20 protein-coding genes are annotated in these 21988 nt (G+C 59.7%); 6 read left to right on the top strand and 14 right to left on the bottom strand.

What is annotated here, in order from left to right; translation table 11 throughout:
- Window positions 1-13: 13 nt before the first annotated feature.
- Window positions 14-1012 (top strand): TRAP transporter substrate-binding protein, encoded by a 999-nt coding sequence (locus V6S97_RS14135; RefSeq protein WP_087745572.1) that lies wholly within the window; start codon window positions 14-16, stop codon window positions 1010-1012.
- A gap of 69 nt (window positions 1013-1081) precedes the next feature.
- Here V6S97_RS14135 and aztD read toward each other — a convergent pair whose 3' ends face one another.
- Entirely contained in the window at window positions 1082-2332 is a 1251-nt protein-coding gene (gene aztD, locus V6S97_RS14140; RefSeq protein ID WP_003506476.1) for a zinc metallochaperone AztD, read from the bottom strand.
- A 295-nt stretch (window positions 2333-2627) separates the two neighbouring features.
- Window positions 2628-4139, bottom strand: a complete 1512-nt coding sequence (locus V6S97_RS14145) for an aldehyde dehydrogenase (NADP(+)) (protein ID WP_003506480.1) — start codon at window positions 4137-4139, stop codon at window positions 2628-2630.
- Window positions 4140-4383: 244 nt separating this feature from the next.
- Between V6S97_RS14145 and V6S97_RS14150 the strand changes: the two genes are divergently transcribed.
- Window positions 4384-4737, top strand: a complete 354-nt coding sequence (locus V6S97_RS14150) for an antibiotic resistance protein VanZ (RefSeq protein ID WP_153315996.1) — start codon at window positions 4384-4386, stop codon at window positions 4735-4737.
- Between the two features lie 28 nt (window positions 4738-4765).
- Here V6S97_RS14150 and uxuA read toward each other — a convergent pair whose 3' ends face one another.
- The 7 genes from uxuA to V6S97_RS14185 form a co-directional block, all read right to left on the bottom strand.
- A complete protein-coding gene (gene uxuA, locus V6S97_RS14155; RefSeq protein ID WP_087745567.1) occupies window positions 4766-5974 on the bottom strand; it encodes a mannonate dehydratase in 1209 nt (402 codons plus the stop codon).
- A 16-nt stretch (window positions 5975-5990) separates the two neighbouring features.
- A complete protein-coding gene (locus V6S97_RS14160; protein WP_060726878.1) occupies window positions 5991-7037 on the bottom strand; it encodes an L-idonate 5-dehydrogenase in 1047 nt (348 codons plus the stop codon).
- A gap of 69 nt (window positions 7038-7106) precedes the next feature.
- Window positions 7107-8513: a TRAP transporter large permease gene (locus V6S97_RS14165; RefSeq protein WP_003506486.1), complete on the bottom strand. Its 1407-nt coding sequence runs from the start codon at window positions 8511-8513 to the stop codon at window positions 7107-7109.
- A gap of 4 nt (window positions 8514-8517) precedes the next feature.
- Window positions 8518-9090 (bottom strand): TRAP transporter small permease, encoded by a 573-nt coding sequence (locus V6S97_RS14170; protein WP_003506488.1) that lies wholly within the window; start codon window positions 9088-9090, stop codon window positions 8518-8520.
- 60 nt (window positions 9091-9150) lie between these two features.
- Window positions 9151-10125, bottom strand: a complete 975-nt coding sequence (locus tag V6S97_RS14175) for a sialic acid TRAP transporter substrate-binding protein SiaP (RefSeq protein WP_003506490.1) — start codon at window positions 10123-10125, stop codon at window positions 9151-9153.
- Window positions 10126-10187: 62 nt separating this feature from the next.
- A complete protein-coding gene (locus V6S97_RS14180; protein ID WP_003506492.1) occupies window positions 10188-10904 on the bottom strand; it encodes a FadR/GntR family transcriptional regulator in 717 nt (238 codons plus the stop codon).
- A gap of 366 nt (window positions 10905-11270) precedes the next feature.
- Window positions 11271-11957: an HAD family hydrolase gene (locus V6S97_RS14185; protein WP_060724723.1), complete on the bottom strand. Its 687-nt coding sequence runs from the start codon at window positions 11955-11957 to the stop codon at window positions 11271-11273.
- A gap of 408 nt (window positions 11958-12365) precedes the next feature.
- Here V6S97_RS14185 and minC point away from each other — a divergent pair, with 408 nt between their 5' ends.
- Genes minC through minE form a run of 3 tightly spaced genes read left to right on the top strand, consistent with a single transcriptional unit; the run spans window position 12366 to window position 14202 of the window.
- Entirely contained in the window at window positions 12366-13094 is a 729-nt protein-coding gene (gene minC / locus V6S97_RS14190; protein WP_162690285.1) for a septum site-determining protein MinC, read from the top strand.
- A gap of 35 nt (window positions 13095-13129) precedes the next feature.
- Window positions 13130-13945 carry a septum site-determining protein MinD gene (gene minD / locus V6S97_RS14195; protein ID WP_003506498.1) on the top strand — a complete coding sequence of 272 codons (816 nt, stop codon included), beginning with the start codon at window positions 13130-13132 and terminating at the stop codon, window positions 13943-13945.
- Window positions 13942-14202 (top strand): cell division topological specificity factor MinE, encoded by a 261-nt coding sequence (gene minE, locus V6S97_RS14200; protein WP_003506500.1) that lies wholly within the window; start codon window positions 13942-13944, stop codon window positions 14200-14202. Before minD ends, minE begins: the two co-directional genes overlap by 4 nt.
- 42 nt (window positions 14203-14244) lie before the next feature.
- Here the strand turns inward: minE and V6S97_RS14205 are convergent, their stop codons facing one another.
- The 3 genes from V6S97_RS14205 to V6S97_RS14215 all read right to left on the bottom strand — a co-directional run bounded on the left by V6S97_RS14205 (window position 14245) and on the right by V6S97_RS14215 (window position 18462).
- Complete coding sequence (locus V6S97_RS14205) at window positions 14245-15147, bottom strand: amino acid ABC transporter substrate-binding protein (protein WP_112356382.1); 903 nt, start codon at window positions 15145-15147, stop codon at window positions 14245-14247.
- A 72-nt stretch (window positions 15148-15219) separates the two neighbouring features.
- Window positions 15220-16113, bottom strand: a complete 894-nt coding sequence (locus tag V6S97_RS14210) for an amino acid ABC transporter substrate-binding protein (RefSeq protein ID WP_060724721.1) — start codon at window positions 16111-16113, stop codon at window positions 15220-15222.
- A gap of 30 nt (window positions 16114-16143) precedes the next feature.
- Window positions 16144-18462 carry an EAL domain-containing protein gene (locus V6S97_RS14215; RefSeq protein ID WP_112356383.1) on the bottom strand — a complete coding sequence of 773 codons (2319 nt, stop codon included), beginning with the start codon at window positions 18460-18462 and terminating at the stop codon, window positions 16144-16146.
- Between the two features lie 343 nt (window positions 18463-18805).
- Between V6S97_RS14215 and V6S97_RS14220 the strand changes: the two genes are divergently transcribed.
- Entirely contained in the window at window positions 18806-20164 is a 1359-nt protein-coding gene (locus tag V6S97_RS14220) for an amidase (RefSeq protein WP_112278543.1), read from the top strand.
- Between the two features lie 45 nt (window positions 20165-20209).
- Here the strand turns inward: V6S97_RS14220 and V6S97_RS14225 are convergent, their stop codons facing one another.
- Both V6S97_RS14225 and V6S97_RS14230 read right to left on the bottom strand, forming a co-directional pair.
- Window positions 20210-20851, bottom strand: coding sequence for a ThuA domain-containing protein (locus V6S97_RS14225; protein ID WP_003506506.1), 642 nt, complete (start codon window positions 20849-20851; stop codon window positions 20210-20212).
- 17 nt (window positions 20852-20868) lie between these two features.
- Window positions 20869-21969: a Gfo/Idh/MocA family protein gene (locus V6S97_RS14230; protein ID WP_060724717.1), complete on the bottom strand. Its 1101-nt coding sequence runs from the start codon at window positions 21967-21969 to the stop codon at window positions 20869-20871.
- Between the last annotated feature and the right edge of the window lie 19 nt (window positions 21970-21988).

Below are 21988 nucleotides of genomic sequence, written 5' to 3' on the forward strand. Positions count from 1 at the left end.
CGGGGTTTTATTCATGACTATTATCGATCGCCGCAATCTCCTCAAACTCTCCGCCTTTGGCGCGGCAACGCTCGCCGCACCGGCCTTCATTCGCACCGCACATGCAAGAACCCGCAGCCTGACCGTCGCGTCGCTTTTTGCCGACGACAAGCCGGAAACGAAAATCTGGGTGAAGATCAGTGAACTGGTGGAAGCGAAACTGCCCGGCCGTTTCCGCTTCAACATCGTCAAGAGCGGCGCGCTGGGCGGCGAAAAGGAAGTGGCGGAGAATATCCGTCTCGGATCGGTTCAGGCGAGCCTCTCCACGGTTTCCTCGCTTTCCGGCTGGGTGCCGGAACTACAGATCCTCGATCTGCCCTTCCTGTTCCGCGATGCTGACCATGTGCGTAAGGTGGTGACGGGCGAAACGGGCAACGGGCTGAAGACGAAACTCGCCGCGCAACAATTCGTCGCCGCCGATTTCATCAATTACGGCGCACGCCATCTGCTGACCAAAGAGCCGGTGACCCGGCCGGAGCAGCTGGAAGGCAAGAAGATCCGCGTCATCCAGAGCCCGCTGCACACCAAGCTCTGGAGCGCCTTTGGCACCACGCCGGTCGGCATTCCAATCACCGAAACCTATAATGCGTTGGCGACCGGCGTGGCCGACGCCATGGACCTCACCAAATCCGCCTATGCCGGCTTCAAGCTTTACGAGGTCATGCCTTATATGACCGAGACCGGCCATATCTGGGCCTCGGGCGTCGTCTATTACGGCGCGACCTTCTGGAACCAGCTGGATGATGAGGAAAAGAAGGTGCTTTCGGAAGCCTCCAGCGAAGGTGCGCAATATTTCAACCAGCTGATCGTTGAAGACGAGACGAAGTCCGTCGAGCTTGCACTCTCCAAGGGCGGCAAGGTGCTGCAGCCGGAAGCGCTGGATGAATGGCGCAAGGGTGCTCAGGGCGTCTGGCAGGATTTCGCCGGCATCGTCGGCGGTATCGAGAAGATACAGGCTGTGCAGTCTGCCTGAGGATACGTCTCTTCAAAATTAGAAAACCCCGTGCGTCTGTCGGGCGCACGGGGTTTCTTTGCTTTGGTATCAATGCGAAGCGCCGGAGCCGCCGACGGCGACGATGGAATAAGGCTGGCCTTCCACTGTGACCGTGCGGGTTTCCTTCAGGCTTTCCCCATCTACCACGCGGATGAGTGAATGGCGCGGATCGGAGATCGCGACCTGCCCATCGGCAACGGCCAGACGCGGGCGCGGATCACGCCAATGGCCGTCCTTGCTGTAGGGCTCGGTGACCTTTGCCTTGCGGGTAATCGCGCCTTCCAGCACATCAAGCACATGCAGGTCACCGTCTTCCGTCAGAATATAGGCGTTGCGCGGATTGGCGGGATCGAGGATGAAATCCACGCGCCGGGTCGGCAGCTCCACCAGACGGAAGGCGTCCTTGCTATCAGGATCGATCAGGACGACCTTGTCCTCACCGTAATTGCCGAGGAAGAACTGCATGGATTTGCCGCCAAGCAGTGTGCCGGTATAGGCTTTCGGGAAATCCTCGGGATAGGTCAGCATTTCAAGCTTCGGACCATCGGCGCCGCCCGGGCGGGCAACGAGAATGCCTTCCTTGCAGCCGAAGGCGACAAGCCGTGCGGACGTCGCCTCGCCATGCAGATCGGTGCATGCCGCCTGCTCGCCAACCTGCTTGCCCTCCCTGTCGAGAACGCGCAGTCCGATGCGCGGCGGCAGTGTATCGGGTTTCGTTTCGATCTCGGTATTCGGCACGGAAACCAGAACGAAGCGCCCCAGCGTCACCGCCACGCCATGATGCGGCGCTGTCGTGTCGACGGTGCGGACCTTGGCCTTGCCATCCAGCAGGGCCGCCTCGTCGATGATGTCTGCCTTGCCGCCACGGTCATAAAAAAGGATCGCATGGTCGTCATGCGGCACGACGTGAAAAGGGCGCTTGCCTTCGAAGGTGACGGGTAAAAGCGCGGTATCCTCCACATCCAGATCGCGATGCTCTCCGTGATCGGAGAAAACGATGCCGGTCTTGATCACATGCACCATGTCGGCATCCGACTGTGTTGCAAAAACCGTCTTGCCGGAGGCGCTGGCGGTCAGCGCCGCATAGCCCTTCAGATCGTAGCGCCCGAGCTCCTTGCCGGTTTCGAAATCTATTGCGCGCACCACCGGCTGGCTGTGATCGGCAACGAATAGCCGCCATTCCTTGATGCTGTCACTGCTTTCTTCTGCCAGCGCCATGCCTGGAACGAGCGGCGTGGCAAGCGCAAGGCATGTGGCGAGTGCGCTCATACCGAAATGGTGATGAAGGGAAAATCTCATGGTGTTCCTTCCAGACGTTGTCATCCTCATACGGGTTCGAACCGATAGCGGGTCTTTGAGAATGAGTGTAATGTTATTACGTTACGAGAGACGTATTAGCATTATGCGCAGGGTCCATGTCAACCGACGTGGACGTCGTACTGCTGAAAATCTGGAAAGTGTGTATCGGTGAAGCGTTGAAGCTTCCGTGTCAGGCCGCAAACGCGACGTCATCCTCGGGCTTGACCCGAGGATGACGGAAGCGGAGGTTCCGGCGCTGAAGGCAGGCGCATTGCCGCGCCTGCCTTTTCAGTGATTAGCGAATGTCTTCCGGCAGAACGTCCGAAGGAATGTTCTGATAAGAGACCGGGCGCATGAAGCGGCGGATCGACATGGTGCCGACCGAAGTTGCGCCGAAGTTCGTGGAGGCCGGGTAGGGGCCGCCGTGAACCATGGCTTCGGAGACTTCAACGCCGGTCGGGAAGCCGTTGGCGAGAACGCGGCCCGCCTTGCGTTCCAGGATCGGCAGCAGCTTGCGGCCGAGTTCGGCATCGCCGGCATCGAGATGCAGGGTTGCCGTCAGCTGGCCTTCGAAGCTCTTGGCGACTTCGATCATTTCTTCTGCGCTTTCGACCGTGACGATCAGGCCGAGCGGTCCGAAGACTTCTTCTGCGAGTGCATGGTTGGCAACCCAGTCCTTGCCGGCAACACGGTAGAGATAAGGTGTTGCATTGCGCAGGTTGCAGGAGGTGGTCAGCACGTCGCGCACGCCGTTGCCGGCAGCGATGCGGTCGCGGCCATCACGATAGGCCGAAGCGATGCCATCGGTCAGCATGACCTGCGGGCCGACTTCGGAAAGAGCAGTACGCGCGGTTTCCGCGACCGTGTCTGCCTGCGAGGCAAGAACGACGGCAATGCCCGGATTGGTGCAGAACTGGCCGGCACCCATGGTGAGCGAACCCGCCCAGCCCTTGGCAATGGCTTCACCGCGAGCAGAAACGGCTTCCGGCAGCAGGAACATCGGGTTGACCGAACCGAGTTCGCCGAAGAAGGGGATCGGCTCGGGGCGCTGTGCGCAGAGGTCGAAGAGCGCGCGGCCGCCGGCGAGCGAACCGGTGAAACCGACCGCCTTGATGCGCGGATGCTGCACGAGCGCGGAACCGACATCGCGGCGGCCGCCCTGGATCAGCGAGAAGACGCCGGGATGCAGATTGTGCTTCTTAACGGCGGCGAGAACGGCTTCGGCAACGATTTCGCCGGTGCCGGGATGGGCGGAGTGACCCTTGACAACCACTGGGCAACCAGCTGCCAGAGCCGCTGCGGTGTCACCGCCGGCCGTGGAGAAGGCGAGCGGGAAGTTGGAGGCGCCGAAGACCGCAACGGGGCCGATCGGACGCTGCATCAGACGGATATCCGGGCGCGGCAGCGGCTGGCGATCCGGCAGCGCTTCGTCATGGCGACGGTCGAGATAGTCGCCCTTGCGGATATGCGAAGCGAAGAGACGGAGCTGGCCAACGGTGCGGCCGCGTTCGCCCTGCAGGCGTCCCGCGGGCAGGCCGGTTTCGGACGAGCCGATTTCGGTGATGGCGTCGGCGCGGGCTTCGATCTCATCGGCGATGGTGTCGAGGAATGCGGCGCGCTCTTCGCGGGTGGTATAACCGTAGCTCCAGAAGGCTTCTTCGGCAGCTTCACAGGCCGCATTCACCAGATCGACGGTGCCGACCGAAAAATCGAAAGCTTCGCCATGTGCAGGCTCGCTGCGGAATTTTGCTTCCGTTGCGACCCATTCTCCTGCAACCAGATGTTTGCCGTGCGGCTTGAAACTCATTGTGCTCTTCCCTGAAAATCTGATCCTGTGTGGAAAATCCACCCGACACCGTAACGCCAGACCGAAAAGCGACAGCGCAAACGCCATCAGCCGCGATCCTCGCCCGGTTGCCTTCTGCCTTAGCCCGTGTGGGGCTTGAGCGAAAGCCGGTTTTTCAACTATCTGACCGAAAAGTGTGATTAATTGGGCGAGGCGTGAAAAAGACCCGCTTCCGTTTACGCGCACGGCGCTTTATTGTGACGCCATGATGACAAATAGACTTCCGAAATATGTCGCCTGGTCGGTTCTGCTGCTGATCGTGATCGTTACAATCTGCCCAATCGGATTTCGGCCGCATACGCTGACGACTGTTGGCATAGACCGCGCCGCCGCCTTCGCCTTCTGCTCTGCCGCCTTCGTGCTGGCCTATCCGCGTTATTGGCTGGCGATCATTATAGCGGGCATTGTCGCGGCTTTCGGGATCGAGGCGCTGCAATTCCTGTCCCCGACACGCCATCCGCAGCTGACGGACGGCGCCGTGAAAGCCGCTGGAGTGGTTGCCGGAGGACTTGCAACCTTCTCCTATCTCTTTTTCCGGGCGCGGTTGACCGCAGGCTGACGGAACCGTCCGCGGTCAATTCTCCTGTTCAGCCTTTGCCGTTCGCAAGACCGAAGCGGCTGTGCGACAGCGTGCGCTCGATGCCGCGCAGTTCCGCAAGCCCCTTCAGCCGGCCAATGGCGGGATAACCGGGTTGCGCGCCGCGCGTCAGATCGTCGAGAATTTCCTGGCCGTGATCGGGGCGCATTGGAATGGTGTGGTCTTCACGGCCCTCCGCCCGGCGGCGCGCCTCTTCGGTGACGAGTGCGGCGATGACGGCGACCATGTCGGTTCCGCCTTCCAGATGTTCGTCTTCGAAGAAGGAGCAGGGCACGGTGTCGGTGTCGCGCGTCACGTTGCGCAGATGCACGAAATGGATGCGGTCGGCAAAACGGCTGGCGATGAAGGGCAGGTCGTTATCCGCCCGCGCGCCGAGAGAGCCGGTGCAGAGCGTCACGCCATTGGCGCGGCTATCGACCTTTGAGAGCATATGGGCATAGTCGGCCTCGGTGGAGAGGATACGCGGCAGGCCGAGCAGCGGCCACGGCGGATCATCGCCATGGGCGCAGATGTTGATGCCGACTTCTTCGGCAACCGGCGTCACCTCGGAGAGAAAGTCGACCAGATTCTGCTGCAACCTTTCGCGGTTGATGCCGTGATAGGAGCGCAGCTTTTCCAGAAGCTGGGCGAGCGTATAACCATCCGCCGAGCCCGGCAGACCCGCGCCGATATTGCGCCCGAGCGCTGCGATTTTTGTATCCGGCATCTCAGTGAAGCGTTTTGTCGCTTCTTCTACCAGCCAGTCCGGATAATCGGCCTTTGCGTCGGGGCGCTTCAGGATGTGAATATCGAAGGCGGCGAAATCGGTAAGATCGAAGCGCATCGCCTTCGCGCCGTGTTTGGTTTCCCAGCGCAGGTCGGTGCGGGTCCAGTCCAGCACGGGCATGAAATTGTAGCAGACGGTGCGGATGCCGGAGGCGGAAAGGCGGCGCAGCGTCTCCTGCCAGTTGGATATATGGGTTTTCCAATCGCCGGTCTGGGTCTTGATATCCTCGGAAACCGGCACGCTTTCCACCACGTCCCAATAAAGACCGCCGGCCTTGATGGCCTCATGCCGTTTGGCGATCTCGTCGACCGGCCAGACGTCACCGGTGGCGATGTGATGCAGCGCGCTGACAATGCCTTCCGCCCCCGCCTGAGCCGCATCCTGAACCGTGACCCTGTCGACCGGGCCGAACCAGCGCCATGTATGTCTCATCTTAAGTCCTCAAATATCATTCTGCGGAAAATGTCAGTTGCACCTTGCAGGCCGCGGATCGGTCTCCGGCCTGTTCGAATGCGGCTTTCGCCTCGCCAAGGGGGAAACTGTGGGAAATGATTGGCCGCACATCGATCTTGCGGGTGGAGATGAGCCCCGCGGCGATGGCGAATTCATCGTGGAAGCGTTGCGAGCCGCGCCATAGGATTTCCTTGCCCACCAGCGCATTGAGCGGAATGGTAATATCGCCGGTCACGCCCACCTGCACGATGGTGCCGCGCGGACGCACGCAGGCGAAGGCGCTGCGGAGCGCGGGGCCAGCGGCGGAGCAATCGAAAATAACGTCGAAATAACCCTTGTTGTCCTGATAGGGTAAAAGCGCCTCGGCATCCTTCGCGACATTGATCGTGCGATCCGCACCCATGGCTGGCGCACGTTCCAGCGCCGCATCGGTCAGATCGGTCGCAACGATGATGCTTGCACCCCCATGGCGGGCCGCGGCGATGGTCAAGAGCCCGATCGGCCCGGCCCCCGTCACCAGCACCTTCGCGCCAGCGAGATCGCCGGCCTGCGCTGCGGCATGCAGGCAGACGGCGAGCGGTTCGGTGCAGGCAGCTTCGGCGGGCGAGGTGGCGTCTGAAAATGTTGTACATTGTTTTGCCGGAACCACGAGCCGGTCGCGGAACATGCCGTGTTCGTGCGGCAGGCGCATGGCGCTGCCCATGAAGCGCATCTCAAGGCAGTGGATCGGCTGGCCCTTCTGGCAGAAATGGCAATGGCCGCAGGGTTGCGAGGGATTGACGGCGACGAGCTGGCCGATGGCGAGCCCGTTGACGCCTTCCCCCAGCGCCCGTACATGGCCGGATGCCTCATGCCCGCAGATGATCGGTTCACGCACCCGGACCGGGCCGAAGCCGCCATCCTGGTAATAATGGAGATCGGAGCCACAGATGCCGCCCGCCGCCATAGTGAGCAGCACTTCGCCGGGACCCGGCTCGACGAGGTCCTGCGTTTCGACGCGAATGTCCTTCTGGCCGTATAGACGTGCCACGCGTGTCTGCATGACGATGCCCTCATGTCTGTGTATGGAATGAATGAACCCGCGCGGCGAACCGCGCGGGCAGGGGTTTCGTCAGCGGATCAGGCCCATTTCGGTCGGCAGCCACAACGTGATTGCGGGAATGAAGGTGATCAGCAGCAATGCGACGAACAGCGGCACCAGCCACGGCAGGATGGCGATGGTGGTGCGTTCGACGGAGAGTTTTGCCACGCGCGAGAGCACGAACAGCACCATGCCAAGTGGTGGATGCAGCAGACCGATCATCAGGTTGAGCGTGATGATAAGGCCGAAATGCACCGGATCGATGTTAAATTGCAGCACCAGCGGCAACAGGATCGGCACGAGGATGGTGATGGCCGCAATCGTATCGAGGAAGCAGCCGACGAACAGCATCAAGAGATTGACCAGCACGAGGAAGATCCACTTGCTGTCGGTGATCGTCAGGATCGCCGCAGACAGAAGCTGCGCCGCCTGGCTGACAGTCAGAAGCCATGCGAAGACCGAGGCTGCCGCGACGATGAAGAGCACCGAGGCAGTTGTCTCGATGGTGTCGAAGGTCGATTTCGCCAGCGTCTTGAAGGTCATCGTGCGGTAACGGACGAGCCCGAGGAACAGCGACCAGAGCACGGCCGCGACGGCTGCTTCCGTCGGTGTGAACCAGCCCATGGTCATGCCGCCGATCAGGATCACCGGCGTCATTAGCGCCATCACGGCGGAGAAGTCGAAATACCAGTCGCAGGCGAGCAGGATGACCAGCACGATCAGGATCGACAGGTTCAGCGACAGGCCAAATGCCGTGAGGATATAGATGCCGAGCGGCACCATCATCACCACGAAGACTTCTATTGATGCACCAAAGATGGTTCTGAGGCTGAAGGGCGTATCGGAGCCCCAGCCCTTGATATAGGCGAAGACCGCAACCGTGATCATCATCAGCAGCGTCATGACGACACCCGGAATGATGCCGGCCATGAACAGCGCGCCGATGGAGACATTCGCCATCATGCCGTAAATGACGAAGGGCAGTGATGGCGGGAAGATCGGTCCGAGCGTCGCGGAAGCGGCGGTGACGCCGACGGCCGCTTCGACCGGATAACCGTGGTCCTTCATGGCCTTGATTTCGATGGTGCCGATACCGGCGGCGTCGGCAAGCGCCGTGCCGGACATGCCGGAAAAGATCACCGAGCCGATGATGTTGACCTGTGCCAGGCCGCCTTTCATCCAGCCGACGAGCGCGACCGCGAAGGAGTAGATACGTCCCGTCACCCCTGCCGTGTTCATGAGATTACCGGCAAGGATGAAGAAGGGAACGGCCAGAAGCGGGAAGCTCTCGACACCTGCAATCAGGCGCTGCGCCGCGATGATATCAGGCGCGACATTGTAGAACACGATGTAGAGCAGCGAGGCCGAGGCCATGGAAATGGCGACCGGCAGGCCGATCAGCATCAGCAGAAGAAATGAGCCGATAAGAAGCAGCATCTGATCAATCCCCCGCGCTCTGGAATTCTTCGGGCCGCTCCAGAACGGAATAGCCACGCCGCATATTGTCGATGAAGACCTGCACCGACCGGAAGAACATCAGCACGAAAGCGGCCAGAACCGTGTAGAAGACGATGTTGCGCGGAAGCGCTACGGTTACCATCTCCTCATCTGCGACGATTTCCAGATAGCGCCACATCAGCCAGGATGTGTAAGCGAAGAAGACGATACGCAGCACATCGACAAGGATCGACATGACGCGGGCCACCTGCGGCGGCACATAGTGATAAAGCACATCCACCTGGATGTGACGCGACATGCGAACGCACATGACCGAGCCCAGAAACACCACGCCGATCAGGCAGTTGACGGCGATTTCCTCCGTCCAGGCGTAGCTGTTGTTAAGCACGTAGCGGGTGAAAAACTGGAGGAACACACAGCCCGTCATCAGCCAGAAAAGGCCGAGCGTGACCCAGTCCTCGAATGCATAGACCTTGAGATCGACCTCGGGCGGCGCCTCGTCGAATGTATGGGCGAGTTCCTCAGGCGTGACCTGAGTATGGATTTCCTGCGACATTGAGATATCCCGTCTGGAGAGAAAGGGCGGTGCGGCAAAAAAGCCGCACCGGATCTTGCTTCACTTGACGGCGCGAATGGCTTCCCAGTCGGCCTTGTCGTAACCGAAGTCCTCGAACTTCACTTTTTCGATGACGTTCTTCTCGAAGTCGGCCTTGTCGACTTCGGCGACGGTCAGGCCGCGCTTCTTGAAGTCTTCGACGAGGCTTTTTTCGCGTTCATCGATTGTCTTGGTGGTCCGCTCGGCGGCCTGCTGCATGACCTCGGTGAAGATTTTCTTGTCGTCATCGGAAAGCTGCGACCAGAGGTTCTTCGAAATCACCGTGTTGAGGTGGTCGACGATGTGACCGGTCAAGACGATATTCTTCTGCACTTCGAAGAACTTCTTCGCCTCGATGGTGGTCAGCGGGTTTTCCTGTGCATCGACGGTGCCGTTCTGGAGCGCCAGATAGACTTCCGCAAAGGCAATCGGCGTCGTGTTGGCACCGCAGGCACGCGGCATGGCGAGATAGGCTGGAACATCGGGAACACGCATCTTCAGCCCGGCCATGTCGGCGCAGGCGGCAATCGGCTTGTTCGATGTGGTGTGGCGCGTGCCGTAATAGCTGACGGCGGCGATGTGGTTGCCGGTTTTATCTTCGTAACCCTTGGCGAGGCGCTTGAAGATGTCGCTCTTGGTATAGGCGATCAAATGGCTCGGATCGCGGAAGATATAGGGGAAATAGGTGACGCCGATCGGCTTAAAGTCACGCGCCGCGAAGCTCGAGCCGGAAATGATGATATCAACAGTGCCGATCTTCAGGCCCTGATTGATATCGGCTTCCTTGCCAAGCTGAGAAGCCGGAAAGACATCGATCTTGTAGCGGCCATCAGTGCGCTTGGCGATTTCTTCTGCGGCCCAGACCGAATCCGTGTGGAACGGTTCGGAGGTTTCGTAAACATGGGCCCATTTCAGCGTGGTCTGTGCCTGCGCCGCCAGAGCGGAAAGCAGGATGGCGGCTGTTGCGCCCATCAAAGTCGACAATCTGATTTTCATTCTTAACTCCTCCCGAATTAAAGTCAGATTTTTCATTTTCCCCGTCGCCGGTTTGGCGGCGGTTATTCTTCTCCGATCGCTTCCTCCCCGAAGCTTTCGGAAAATCTCTTCTGCGACAGCGTCAGATGCTGCCGCATCGCCTCGCGCGCCCCTTCCGGGTCGTTGGCGGCAATGGCGTCACGGATTACCCGATGTTCCTGCACGGCGAGGTTCCAGGTGTGCGGACCCTCGAAATAGCTGGCGAGCTTTTCGAAAAAGGGTGACAGGCTGCGCTCGTCATAGATCAGGCCGGTAAAGCGATTGAGCGCCGAATTGCCGATGATGTCGGCAATCGCAGTGTGGAATGCCCGGTCGAGATTGAGCGCCTGCGGTGAATTGTCGAGCGCGCCGGCCATGCGTTCGATGATATCATCAAGTTTGGCGATGCATTCCGGCTTGGCAAGCCGCGCGGCTTCCTCGGCAATCGCGCTTTCGATGATGCAGCGCGCCTGCAGGATTTCGAACGGACCATGCGCATCCGGCACCGTCGGCTTTTCTTTAGCCTGTTTGCCGGCTGCGCTGACATAGACGCCCGAACCCATGCGAATATGGATGTGGCCCTCCACTTCCAGAACGATGAGGGCTTCACGAACCGTCGGGCGGGAAACGCCGAAGCGTTCCGCAAGGTCCCGTTCCGCCGGCAGGCGCTGACCTTCGGTCAGTTCCCCGCTTTCGATGAGCAAACGAATTTGTTCCGCGACCAGCCGGTAAAGGCGGCGCGGCTCCAGAGCCACAAACATGATGTCCCTCCCAGCGCGAAAGTCTCCCCCGATCGCGCAAGCGGTAAGATGGTCTTACCAATTTTATTAGGGCGCATTTATGTGGTGCTGTCAATTGGCCGGTGTGGAAAAGTGCGAGGCGAAAGACTTGCGGCCGATGCAGAGGCTTGGCATTTGCCTTACTCCGGGGCTTTTCCCATTTCCGCCATTCCGGACTTGAACCGGAAACCAGCCAGCCCAAGTCATCGGACCGAGGGTGATGGCAAAGTCCGAAAACGTCTCCTCCGTCATGCTCGGGCCTGTCCCGGGCATCTGCAACCGATCGGCTTTGCGATACGTGGTTGGGTCCTCGGGACAAGCCCGAGGATGACGGCGCGGGTTGGCTTTTCAGCTCTTGCTACCTGCGAGCTTCAAGCCGCCGTCGTCGCCGATGATGACATCCAGCTCACCATACCCGCCAATGGAAAGATGCGGCGTTTCGATCGGGTGGGAATGGGTCACGTTGATGACCACCACCGCGGCGCCCATGCGTTCTCCGGCCTGAATGCCTGCGGGCGCGTCTTCGAAGACGACGCAGCTTTCCGGCGCAACGCCCAGCCTTTCGGCCGCCTTCCTGTAACCTTCGGGATCGGGCTTGCCGTTGACGACATCGTCCGCACAGATCATGACGGGTGGCGGCGTAATGCCGGCCGCGGCGAGCCGCCGTTCCGCCAGTTCACGCACGGCTGAGGTCACGATGGCCCACTTGCCTGCCGGCAAAGATGCGAGGAAGGCTGCGGCGCCCGGTATCTGGATGATGCCGTCCACATCATCCATCTCGGCGCGCAGTATCATGTCGGCCTCTGCATCCACATTAAGGCCGGGAACCGCCTCGCGACGGATCACCTCCGAAGCCCGCATGCCATGAATGCGCTGCAGGAAAGCAACCGGCTCGATGCCGTTAGCAACGGCCCACTCCCGCCAGACCCGCTCGACGACGGCGATCGAATTGACGAGTGTTCCATCCATGTCGAACAGGAAGGCCGCAAACTCTTGCGAAAAAATCTGGTTCTGCGGCGGGACTTTGCTGTGCATCTCATTCTTCCGTTGGAACTGTGGGGCAGCCCGTATCTACAGTATTGGGAGACATAACGGAATCGCTTTTCCATCCAGGGAATCGAAGGCCGGCTCAAGGTCGGTCGGAAATCTTGTGCCAGAATCGGACGTGCCGCGATCCCGTCGAGTCGATCTCCCCGGGGCAGGGAAGGAGGGGAGGGCGTGTCTTCGCTGAGACGTCAGCCTGCTGCAAGGATGAGCTGTCATCATAGGCATTCACAGCGGGTGGAATATCGCGAAATCAAAAGGTAGCCGAGGTTTTTGAAAGTTCTGCGCGAGGAGTTTCGCAAGGGGAATTTTCTTAACGATTTCCCTTCTTTGGGGTCGGCGTTAACCATTTGTTAACCATATTCGAGGTACCTAATTGTCAACGATTTATTTACCAAGATGACCAAAGTGCTAACAGACCAGCGTTCGATCCGTATCAAAGGCCGCTCCTTCCTCGCAGTCGTCCTGTCCCCCGAATCTCCGGTCGATCAATGGCTGGAGAGGCTTGATGATCTCGCCGCCCGTTCGGCGGGCTTCTTTCTGTCGCGGCCGGTGGTTCTCGACGTCTCTGAGCTGTCGCTCGACAAGGCGGGCCTGAAAGAACTGCTGGCGGCGCTGACGGAGCGCAATGTCGGCATCATGGGCATTGAGGGCGTTCGCCCCTCGATGATCGAGCCGGGCATGCCGCCATCGCTGAAGGGTGGAAAGCCTGCTTCCGATGTCGAGGTTGAACCGGTCGCCATCGCCGCCGACTTGCCGGAGGAAAAGCCGCGTGCTGCCGGTGAGGTCAGGGCCGTCGTGCAGTCGCTGGTCATCAACGAGCCGGTGCGCTCCGGCCAGTCGATCATGTTTCCCGAAGGCGACGTGACCGTCATCGGCTCGGTCGCCTCGGGCGCGGAAATCATCGCCGGCGGTTCGGTGCATATTTACGGCGCCCTGCGCGGTCGCGCCATGGCCGGTTCGCTCGGCAATGTTTCGGCGCGCATCTTCTGCCGCAAGCTCGAAGCGGAGCTTCTGGCCATCGACGGCGTCTACAAGGTGGCCGAGGATATTGACGACAAGCTGCGCGGCCAGCCCGTTCAGCTCTGGCTGGAAAACGATACGATCAAGGCCGCAAAACTCGGCTGATAACAGATAAACACACAGGAACAGGAGAGAGCCATATGGGGAAGGTAGTCGTTGTAACTTCCGGCAAGGGCGGGGTCGGCAAGACCACCTCGACCGCAGCGCTTGGCGCCGCATTGGCGCAGAATAAAGAGAAGGTCGTGGTCGTCGATTTCGATGTCGGCTTGCGCAACCTCGATCTCGTCATGGGTGCTGAACGCCGTGTGGTTTACGATCTCGTCAACGTCATCCAGGGCGATGCCAAGCTGACGCAGGCGCTGATCCGCGACAAGCGCCTCGAGACGCTGTTCCTCCTGCCGGCCTCGCAGACGCGTGACAAGGACAATCTGACGCCCGAAGGCGTCGAATGGGTCATCAACGAACTGAAGAAACATTTCGACTGGGTGATCTGTGACAGCCCGGCCGGTATCGAACGCGGTGCGACGCTGGCCATGCGCCATGCAGACGTGGCCGTCGTTGTCACCAATCCGGAAGTCTCCTCGGTGCGTGATAGCGACCGCATCATCGGCCTGCTCGATTCCAAGACGCTGAAGGCCGAACGCGGCGAGCGCATGGAGAAGCACCTGCTTCTGACGCGTTACGATGCTTCCCGCGCCGAGCGTGGCGACATGTTGAAGGTCGATGACGTTCTGGAAATCCTTTCCATTCCGCTGCTCGGCATCATTCCCGAAAGCACGGACGTGCTGCGCGCCTCCAACGTCGGTGCGCCGGTAACGCTGGCGGATGCCCGTTGCGCGCCGGCCATGGCCTATTTCGACGCCGCCCGCCGCCTGTCCGGCGAGGATATTCCGGTGGTCATCCCGGGTGAGAAGCGTGGCATCTTCTCCAAGATCTTCGCAAGGAGGGCTGCATGAGCATCTTCAGTCTTTTCCGCAAACAGAAGTCGGCACCGCTTGCGCGTGAGCGTCTGCAGGTGCTGCTCGCCCACGAAAGGGCATCGTCCGGCTCCGATCTCGTGGCTATCCTCCGGGAAGAAATTCTCGGTGTCATCGCCAAGCATGTGCAGATCGACAGCGACAGGGTGCATGTGAAGATGGATCGCGACGAGCATGTCTCCATTCTGGAGATCGACGTCGAAATCCCGCTTGGCGCGGACCTGCGCGCTGCCTGAAGACGTTCCGCCAAAGACGCCGCCCGCCACCGGGCGGCTTTTCTATTCCGCCGTCGTATCGACGGGTTTGTGAAACGCTTCCTCCAGGTCACCGGGCAGCGGGCGTTTCAGGTTTATCCCGTTCGGCGGGATCGGCGCGTTGAACCATTTGTCGTAGATTTTTTCGATTTCTCCGCTGGCATAGATTTCGCCGAGCGCTTCGTTGACGGCATCCCTGAAGCCTCTATCGCCGTGCCGGAGCATCAGCCCATAGGGCTGAGGCGGGGCGAGATATTCGTTGGAGATGACATAGTCTTCCGGCTTGCCCGTTTCGGCGACGAAGGATCGCAGGAGAATATCGTCCATCACGAAGGCTGAGGCGCGGTTTTCCGTCACCATGTCGAAACTGCCCTCCGTGCTGTCATTCTGCAGCACGGCAATGTTCAGCCCCAATTTGCGATTGAGCACGTTGAGCTGGCTGATATTGATGGTTCCTGTCGTCACCACCACCGTTCGTCCGGCAAGATCGGCGACGGTGTTCAGACCGCTCGATTTCAGCGCGACATAACGCGTGCCGGTGATGAAGTGGCTGTAGGAGAACCACACGGCCTTGCGCCTTTCCTCCGTATTCGTGCTTGCCACGCATTCCATATCCATCGTGCCGTCATTGAGAAGCATGATGCGGTTGCTGGGCGTGCGCTTGACGAATTCGACCTTCAGTTCCGGCAGGCCGAGCTTTCTCTTGATGGAATCCGCCACCCTCAGGCAGAGCTCGATGCTGTAACCGATCGGTTCCGGCCCGGCGCCAAGATAGGAAAAGGGAATATTGCGATCGGCATAACCGAGCTTGATCGTGCCGGTTCTGGCAATGGTATCAAGCGTCGGCGGTTGGGCACCGTCACTGGCCGCCTGGGCGGGCAGAAGACTGAGGAAAAACAACAGAAGCCATAATGTCGATCTCTGCATCGCGCATCTCCAGCCAAAATAATCCGTCAAAACATCTTCATGAAAATCGATAGGAGTTGGCGCTTTGCGCTCTCAGTCCTGGTATTCGCTTGGATATTCGTAGGCCTGTTTTAATGACGCGGCCATTGGCAGGTTCAGGTTCATGCCGTTGGGGGGAATGGGCTTGGTGAACCATTTTTCATAGAGGCCGTGAATGGCCGGCCCGGTGAAGATATGTCTGAGGCTTTCATTGACCGCCGCCTTGAAAGCCGGGTCGTTGCGCCGGAAAACCAGACCATAGGGTTCGGGTGCGCTCAGCGTTTCCTCGGAAAGCGCATAGAGGTCCGGGTTTTCCGATGTCGCCGCCAGCGCCGCGAGCAATATGCCATCCATGACAAAGGCGGACGCCTTGCCGGAAACCACGAGTTCGAAGGCCTCCTCATTGGTTTTTGTCGGCATTACCGAGATATTGAGGTTCTTCGCCCGGTTGACGGCGTTGAGCTGCTCGATATTGACGGTGCCGGAGGCGGATGTGACGGACCGTCCGGCGAGATCGGCAAGGCTTTTCAGATTGTCCTGCCTTCGGGAGAGAAACTGCGTCGCGGTCATGAAATTGGGATAGGAGAAATCCACGATCTTGCGGCGTTCGCTATTATTGGTCGTGGCCGCGCATTCAATGTCGATCTGGCCGCTGCGGACAAGGATGAAGCGGGTCGCGGGCGTTGCCTTGACATATTCGAGCTCGATGCGGTCGAGCTTCAGCTTCCTGCGAATATCTTCGCTGATCGCCCGACAAAGATCGGTCGAGAAACCGGTGACCTCGCCATCGGGCAACTGATAGGAAAAAGGCGGTTCGGCCTCGCGATAGCCAATGCGGATCTTGGCGGTTCTGGCAATCTGCTGAAGCGTGTCGCCTTCGCCAGCGGCCTGCAAGGGGGTGATGGGAGCAAAGCATGTGAGGAAAAGGCAAAATACTGAAAGACGCATTTTATGTCCTCTGGGCCGGCGGCCGGTTTCTCAAATGGCTTTTTGTGGTGGGCAATAGATTTCCTGTGTCGGCAGACCGATATCGCCGAATTCATCCTGCGCAATCGGAGCGATGACGGCGCGGTTCTTGAGAATTCGGGCAAGCGGCGCGGGCTCGGCAAAATAATAGCCCTGCGCTTCGTCGCACCCGGAAAGCTTGAGCGCTTCGACCTGCTCACTGTTCTCAACGCCTTCGGCGGTGACCTTCAGGCCAATCTGTTCAGCCATGTCGATGACGGTGTTGACGATGGCCGAACACATGGGATTGGCCGGCAGGCCGGAGACGAATTCCCGGTCGATCTTGATCTTGTCGAAAGCGACATGGGTGAGTGTGCTGAGCCCGGCGTAACCGGTGCCGAAATCATCAAGAGCGAGGCGAACGCCTCTTTCCTTCAGCAGTTTCAGGGCCCGGGCGCTGCTGTCACGCTCCAGCATGGCCGTTTCCGTCACTTCCAGTTCAAGCCGTTCCGCCGGGAAACCGGATTTCTCAAGCGCCCGGTCGACGACAGGGACGATGTCGTCATTACAGAGCTGAACGGCGGATAGGTTGACGGCGAGCCTGATATCCTTCGGCCAGGTCATCGCATCCATGCAGGCCTGTGCCAGAACCCATTCGCCCAACGGCCTGATGAAGTTGTTTTCTTCGGCAAGCGTGATGAAGCGGTCCGGGGTAATGAGGCCAAGCTTGCTGTGCCGCCAGCGGGCCAGCGCTTCATAAGCTACAATGCGACCGCTCTGCAGATTGACCACGGGCTGGTAGTGCAGCTCGAATTCGTGATTTTCGAGTGCGGATTTCATGTCTATTTCCAGCGCATGCTTATGCTGCGCCGCCATGTCCATGCCCGCCTCATAGAAAACGAAATAACCACAGCCCATGGATTTCGCCCGGTAAAGGCCGAGATCGGCGTGTTGCAGAAGCTGCGTGGCGGATGTGCCGTGGCCCGGCGCGCAGGCGATTCCGATGCTGGTATCAATACTGATATCGCTGCCTTCGAGGCCGAAACTGCGCGAGACGGCATGCACCACCCGCGCGGCCAGCATCGCCGCATCGCTCTCGCAGTCACCGTTTATCGACTGTATGATTGCGAATTCGTCGCCGCCGAGGCGACTCACCATATCGTTTTCACCGAGCACGGAGGAAATCCGCGAGGCCACCGCCACCAGCAAGGCGTCACCGGCGGCATGTCCGAGTGTGTCATTGACGGCCTTGAAGCGGTCGAGATCGAGCAGCATGACATTGAAGGGCTGGCCGGACGCCGACAGTTGCTCCAGACGGTTTTCCAGCGTCTTCATCAACAGCACGCGGTTTGGAAGTCCGGTCAGCGCGTCGTGATGAGCCATATGCTCCAGCTGCTGCGCCATATCGCGTATCTGCCGCAGGCGTCCACGCTCCAGAACCGCCTCGCGCAACGTTTCGATGGCGGTTGCCATGTCGCCGATCTCGTCCCGCCGCTCCTGAAACGGCGTAGCGACATCTGTTTCCTCGCGGGCAATCCGCAGGGTCGCCTGCACCAGCGCCGGGACCGGTTTCAGGAAATGCCGGGCAATCACGGTCACAAGCACGCCGGTGACGGTCAAGACCACGATCAGCGCGGCGAGTGAATTATAGATGAGCTTGCGCTGCGCGCCATAAAGCGCGTCCGATCCGCCAATGCTGACGGCGACCGCGCCGATCGGTTTCTTCGTTTCCGTGCTGATGATCGGCAGCAGGCCGATATAATGGCTGGATTCACCGATGGTCGCAAAACCGGTGGAAAAACGCGCGGCGACCGCGTCTCTGGAAAAGATGGGATCGGTGGCGAGCGGCTTTTCGTCGTCATCGGTGGCGTTGTCGAAGGCCGCCGCGATCTGGCGGAAGCCGGAAGCGGCCTCATCATAACGGAAAAGCCAGACGGCATTCTTGGTCTGCGCGCCGATAAGCGCGAGCACGTCGCTGGGGTTGAAGCCGGTGACGAGAATGGAGTCATCATCGCCGATCGGCTTGTCGGTCAATATGCCGTTGACCTGCCCGTCGGCATCGGCGGTGACGCTGACATAGGTATAGATGCTGCGAAGCGTGGCGCTGGCGATCTGCGAATTGACGCGGGCCTGGTTGAGCCATTGCTCGCTGGCGGCGGCAACGAACATGTACCAGCCGACGAGCGCGCCGATGCTGTAGGAAAAGATCACGCCGCCCAGGAATATCAGGGTTATCTTGCTGGCAAGCGACCGCCGCCGCGAAAACCGGCCTGTTTCCGGCTGCGTCGGTGAGCGAAGCGTGTGGCCCGGTTCAACCTGTCTATCCGTCCCGCGATAGGCAGTCTCTTCCATTCGCGATAGTCCCCCGCGATGTCGCGTTATAATTGTTTTATGGAATTTTATAGGGCATGCGTTTCAATGATGTCTGCTAAATAATTCAACAAAGTTTAGAGGCGATTAAGAATTAATCCGTCTTTTTATAGTCGTAGCTTATATAAGAAATGGCATTCATGCACCTCAGGTTGAAAAAATCGGAGGTTAGAGATGAAGCGTCAAGGATAGACTCCAAAATTCTGCGATCTTCGTCATGTTTCCTGATCTGCGTGTGGGGCATAGATGGCGCGACGATTGACCTTGCCAACGGGTCGATAAACGGCATGTTGTGCGCAACATGCCGTTTTCAGGGAAGATATCCATGGCTCACAGAGGCAAAAATATCGCGCAGCTTTCCGTTCTCATCCAGAGCGGCCATCTCGATCCGCGTACCTTGGCGGAGGAGACGCTGGATGCGATCGGCAATGAGGGCGATCAGACAATTTTTGTCGAGTTGACGGCGGCGCGGGCCATGCTGGAGGCGGAAGCCGCGTCAAAACGCATTGCCGAGGGCCGTTCCTGTGGCGTGCTTGATGGCATTCCGGTGGCCTGGAAGGACCTTTTTGATCTGGAAGGCATGGCGACCACGGCCGGATCGACGGTGCTTGCGGATGATGCGCCTGCGTCTCGCGATGCTGATGTGGTGACGGCGCTGAAACAGGCGGGCATGATCTGCATCGGCCGCACCAATATGAGCGAGTTCGCGTTTTCCGGTCTCGGCATCAATCCGCATTATGGCACGCCACGCAATCCTGCTTCTAAGGATGGTCACCGTCTGCCGGGCGGCTCTTCGTCCGGCGCGGGCGTCACTGTCGCCGCTGGTCTGGTGCCGGTGGCGATCGGCACCGATACGGGCGGATCGGTGCGTATTCCCGCCGCCTTCAACGGTGTGGTGGGTTACAAGGCAAGCCGCGGCCGCTATTCGATGCGTGGCGTTTATCCCTTGGCAAAAAGCCTGGATTCGCTCGGGCCGCTCACGCACACCGTGCAGGACGCCGTCTGGGTGGATGCCGCCATGCGCGGCAAGGCGGCTGCAGACGTCCAGCGTGCGCCTCTCGCGGGCCTTTCGCTGGTGGTGCCGGAAACTGTATTTTTCGATGGCATAGAGGATGGCGTTGCAGCCGCTTTCGAGCAGGCGGTGGAACGTCTTGTCCGCGCCGGTGCGTCGGTGCGGCGGCAGGCATTCCCGATTTTTTCGGAACTGTTCGATCTTATCAAAGAAAAGGGCGCGCTGGTGACGGCGGAAGCCTTTGCCCTGCACAAGACACGGCTGGAAGGTGCGGATGCCGCGCGCATGGACCCGCGCGTGGTTGCGCGAACGAGGCTTGGTGCAAATATTTCAATGCCTGATTATATCGCCATCATCGAGGCGCGAGAACGCATGACGGCGGCGTTTTCAGGCATGATCGGCAGGCAGGAACTGCTGGTGTCGCCGACATTGCCGCATGTTGCGGCCAAGGTCGCACCGCTTCTCGATGATGACGATGCCTTTTTCGCCATGAATGCGAAAACCCTGCGAAACACCCAGATCGGCAATTTCTTCGATCTCTGCGGCGTTTCCATCCATTGCGGGACGGGTGAAGCAGACATGCCGGTTGGCCTGCTGCTTTCCGGTCTACACGGCTCGGATGACCATGTTCTCAGCGTGGCGATGGCGGCGGAAGAGATTATTCGCGGCTGATGAAAGGAAAAGGCGGCCTTGTTTTGCCGCCTCTCAATGCACGCTTCAGCGCGCCGCCCAGTTGGCGCCGCGGCGAAACATGGTCTTCATCTGCGGTACGGAAAATTCCTTGGCCTGATGGCCGAGCGCCGAATAGAAGACGCGGCCTTTGCCATATTTGCGTTTCCAGACCACCGGCATCACCACGCCGTCGATCCACCAGGCGTGGTCGCCGGTGAACTTCGTCGTGGCCAGCACCTCGTTGGAGGGGTCGACATGCATGTAATATTGCTCCGACGTATAGGGGAAATCGGAAATTCCCTCCATCAGCGGGTCGTCGGGGCGGGTGATGTTGACCGTGTAATCTATGATATTGCCGGGGTGGGCGACCCATTGGCCGCCGATCATGAACTGATATTCCACGCATTCGCGGAAACTGTCGCCCGCACCGCCATGGAAACCGGCAATGCCGACGCCGTTTTCGACGGCGGCCGTGAGGTTCTTGATCTCTTCCTTCTCGATCTTCGACATGGTGACAATAGGCACGACGAGGCTGAGATCATGCACCGACGGATCGGCGAAAGCCTCCGTGCTGTGCTCCACATAGACCTTGAAACCGTCTTCCTCCAATATGTCCTTGACGATGGTGGCGCATTCCTGCGGCTCGTGGCCGCTCCAGCCGCCCCAGACGATGAGTGCTTCGCGCATTTATTTCCTCCTCGGGATTATTTGCCGAGCTGGCCGTCGACCAGCGATGTTTCGAGCGGCGCAGGGCGCTCCGCTTTGGTGGTGATGGAAACGGTCGTGCCGCTGTCCGATGCCGTCTGGAAGGCTTCCATGACTTCCAGCACATGCAGGGCGAGATCGCCATTGGCGCGGTGCGGACGGTTCTCGCGGATCGCGTAGGCCATATCTGCAACGCCGATGGAGCGATAATTGCCGTCAGCATAGGGCGACGACAGCGACTGCGGCTCGAACTGGCCGCCCTTTTTCAGCAATTGCACCTCGCCGCCGAAATGGTTGGGATCGGGCACGATCAGCGTGCCTTCGGTGCCGTAGAGTTCCAGCGGCACATGTTTGTGGCCCGCCACATCAAAGCTCATGCCCACCTGCACAACGGCGCCGTTCTCGAAGGCCAGCACGCCGGACACATGGGTGGCGACATGGACGGGGATTTTTTCACCGTTCTTCGGTTCGCTGGTGATGAGGCGCTCATTGCGCGGTGCAACGGCAAAGCCCGCCACCTTGGCGACCGGGCCGAACAGGTTAACGAGATCGGTAATGTAATAGGGGCCCATATCCAGCATCGGCCCGCCACCGACCTCGTAATAGAAGGCCGGGTTGGGGTGCCAGCGCTCATGGCCGGGGCACATGAAGGTGGCCGTTCCGCCAACGGGCTGGCCCAGCACACCCTCATCGATCAGGCGGCGTGCGGTCTGGTGTCCGCCGCCAAGGAAGGTGTCGGGGGCCGAGCCGATGCGCAGGCCCTTGGCCTTTGCCGCATCCGCAAGGCGTTTACCCTCGGCGAAATTGATGCCGAGCGGTTTTTCCGAATAGGCGTGCTTGCCGGCATCGAGCGCACGCAGGCCCACTTCCACATGCGCCTTGGGGATTGTCAGGTTGACGATGATTTCCACTGACGGGTCGGAGAGAAGCGCGTCGATGCTGGTTGCCTTCAGGCCGAATTCGTCCGCCCGCGCCTTCGCCGCTTCCTCGTTCATATCCGCCAGTCCGCGAATATCGAGAATAGGAAACGACGCCATGGCCTTGAGATAGGCGCTGGAAATGTTGCCGCAGCCTATGATGCCGATACCGACCTTGTTCATATGATTCCTCCCGTAAATC

It is taken from the genome of Agrobacterium sp. CCNWLW155 (assembly GCF_036888815.1).
Classification (GTDB): Bacteria; Pseudomonadota; Alphaproteobacteria; order Rhizobiales; family Rhizobiaceae; genus Agrobacterium; species Agrobacterium radiobacter.

Bases quoted from the DNA above. Each gene is read 5' to 3' on its own strand.
- V6S97_RS14135 (WP_087745572.1), top strand. From the start codon at position 14: ATGACTATTATCGATCGCCGCAATCTCCTCAAACTCTCCGCCTTTGGC.
- aztD (WP_003506476.1), bottom strand. From the start codon at position 2,332: ATGAGATTTTCCCTTCATCACCATTTCGGTATGAGCGCACTCGCCACA.
- V6S97_RS14145 (WP_003506480.1), bottom strand. From the start codon at position 4,139: ATGAGTTTCAAGCCGCACGGCAAACATCTGGTTGCAGGAGAATGGGTC.
- V6S97_RS14150 (WP_153315996.1), top strand. From the start codon at position 4,384: ATGATGACAAATAGACTTCCGAAATATGTCGCCTGGTCGGTTCTGCTG.
- uxuA (WP_087745567.1), bottom strand. From the start codon at position 5,974: ATGAGACATACATGGCGCTGGTTCGGCCCGGTCGACAGGGTCACGGTT.
- V6S97_RS14160 (WP_060726878.1), bottom strand. From the start codon at position 7,037: ATGCAGACACGCGTGGCACGTCTATACGGCCAGAAGGACATTCGCGTC.
- V6S97_RS14165 (WP_003506486.1), bottom strand. From the start codon at position 8,513: ATGCTGCTTCTTATCGGCTCATTTCTTCTGCTGATGCTGATCGGCCTG.
- V6S97_RS14170 (WP_003506488.1), bottom strand. From the start codon at position 9,090: ATGTCGCAGGAAATCCATACTCAGGTCACGCCTGAGGAACTCGCCCAT.
- V6S97_RS14175 (WP_003506490.1), bottom strand. From the start codon at position 10,125: ATGAAAATCAGATTGTCGACTTTGATGGGCGCAACAGCCGCCATCCTG.
- V6S97_RS14180 (WP_003506492.1), bottom strand. From the start codon at position 10,904: ATGTTTGTGGCTCTGGAGCCGCGCCGCCTTTACCGGCTGGTCGCGGAA.
- V6S97_RS14185 (WP_060724723.1), bottom strand. From the start codon at position 11,957: ATGCACAGCAAAGTCCCGCCGCAGAACCAGATTTTTTCGCAAGAGTTT.
- minC (WP_162690285.1), top strand. From the start codon at position 12,366: ATGACCAAAGTGCTAACAGACCAGCGTTCGATCCGTATCAAAGGCCGC.
- minD (WP_003506498.1), top strand. From the start codon at position 13,130: ATGGGGAAGGTAGTCGTTGTAACTTCCGGCAAGGGCGGGGTCGGCAAG.
- minE (WP_003506500.1), top strand. From the start codon at position 13,942: ATGAGCATCTTCAGTCTTTTCCGCAAACAGAAGTCGGCACCGCTTGCG.
- V6S97_RS14205 (WP_112356382.1), bottom strand. From the start codon at position 15,147: ATGCAGAGATCGACATTATGGCTTCTGTTGTTTTTCCTCAGTCTTCTG.
- V6S97_RS14210 (WP_060724721.1), bottom strand. From the start codon at position 16,113: ATGCGTCTTTCAGTATTTTGCCTTTTCCTCACATGCTTTGCTCCCATC.
- V6S97_RS14215 (WP_112356383.1), bottom strand. From the start codon at position 18,462: ATGGAAGAGACTGCCTATCGCGGGACGGATAGACAGGTTGAACCGGGC.
- V6S97_RS14220 (WP_112278543.1), top strand. From the start codon at position 18,806: ATGGCTCACAGAGGCAAAAATATCGCGCAGCTTTCCGTTCTCATCCAG.
- V6S97_RS14225 (WP_003506506.1), bottom strand. From the start codon at position 20,851: ATGCGCGAAGCACTCATCGTCTGGGGCGGCTGGAGCGGCCACGAGCCG.
- V6S97_RS14230 (WP_060724717.1), bottom strand. From the start codon at position 21,969: ATGAACAAGGTCGGTATCGGCATCATAGGCTGCGGCAACATTTCCAGC.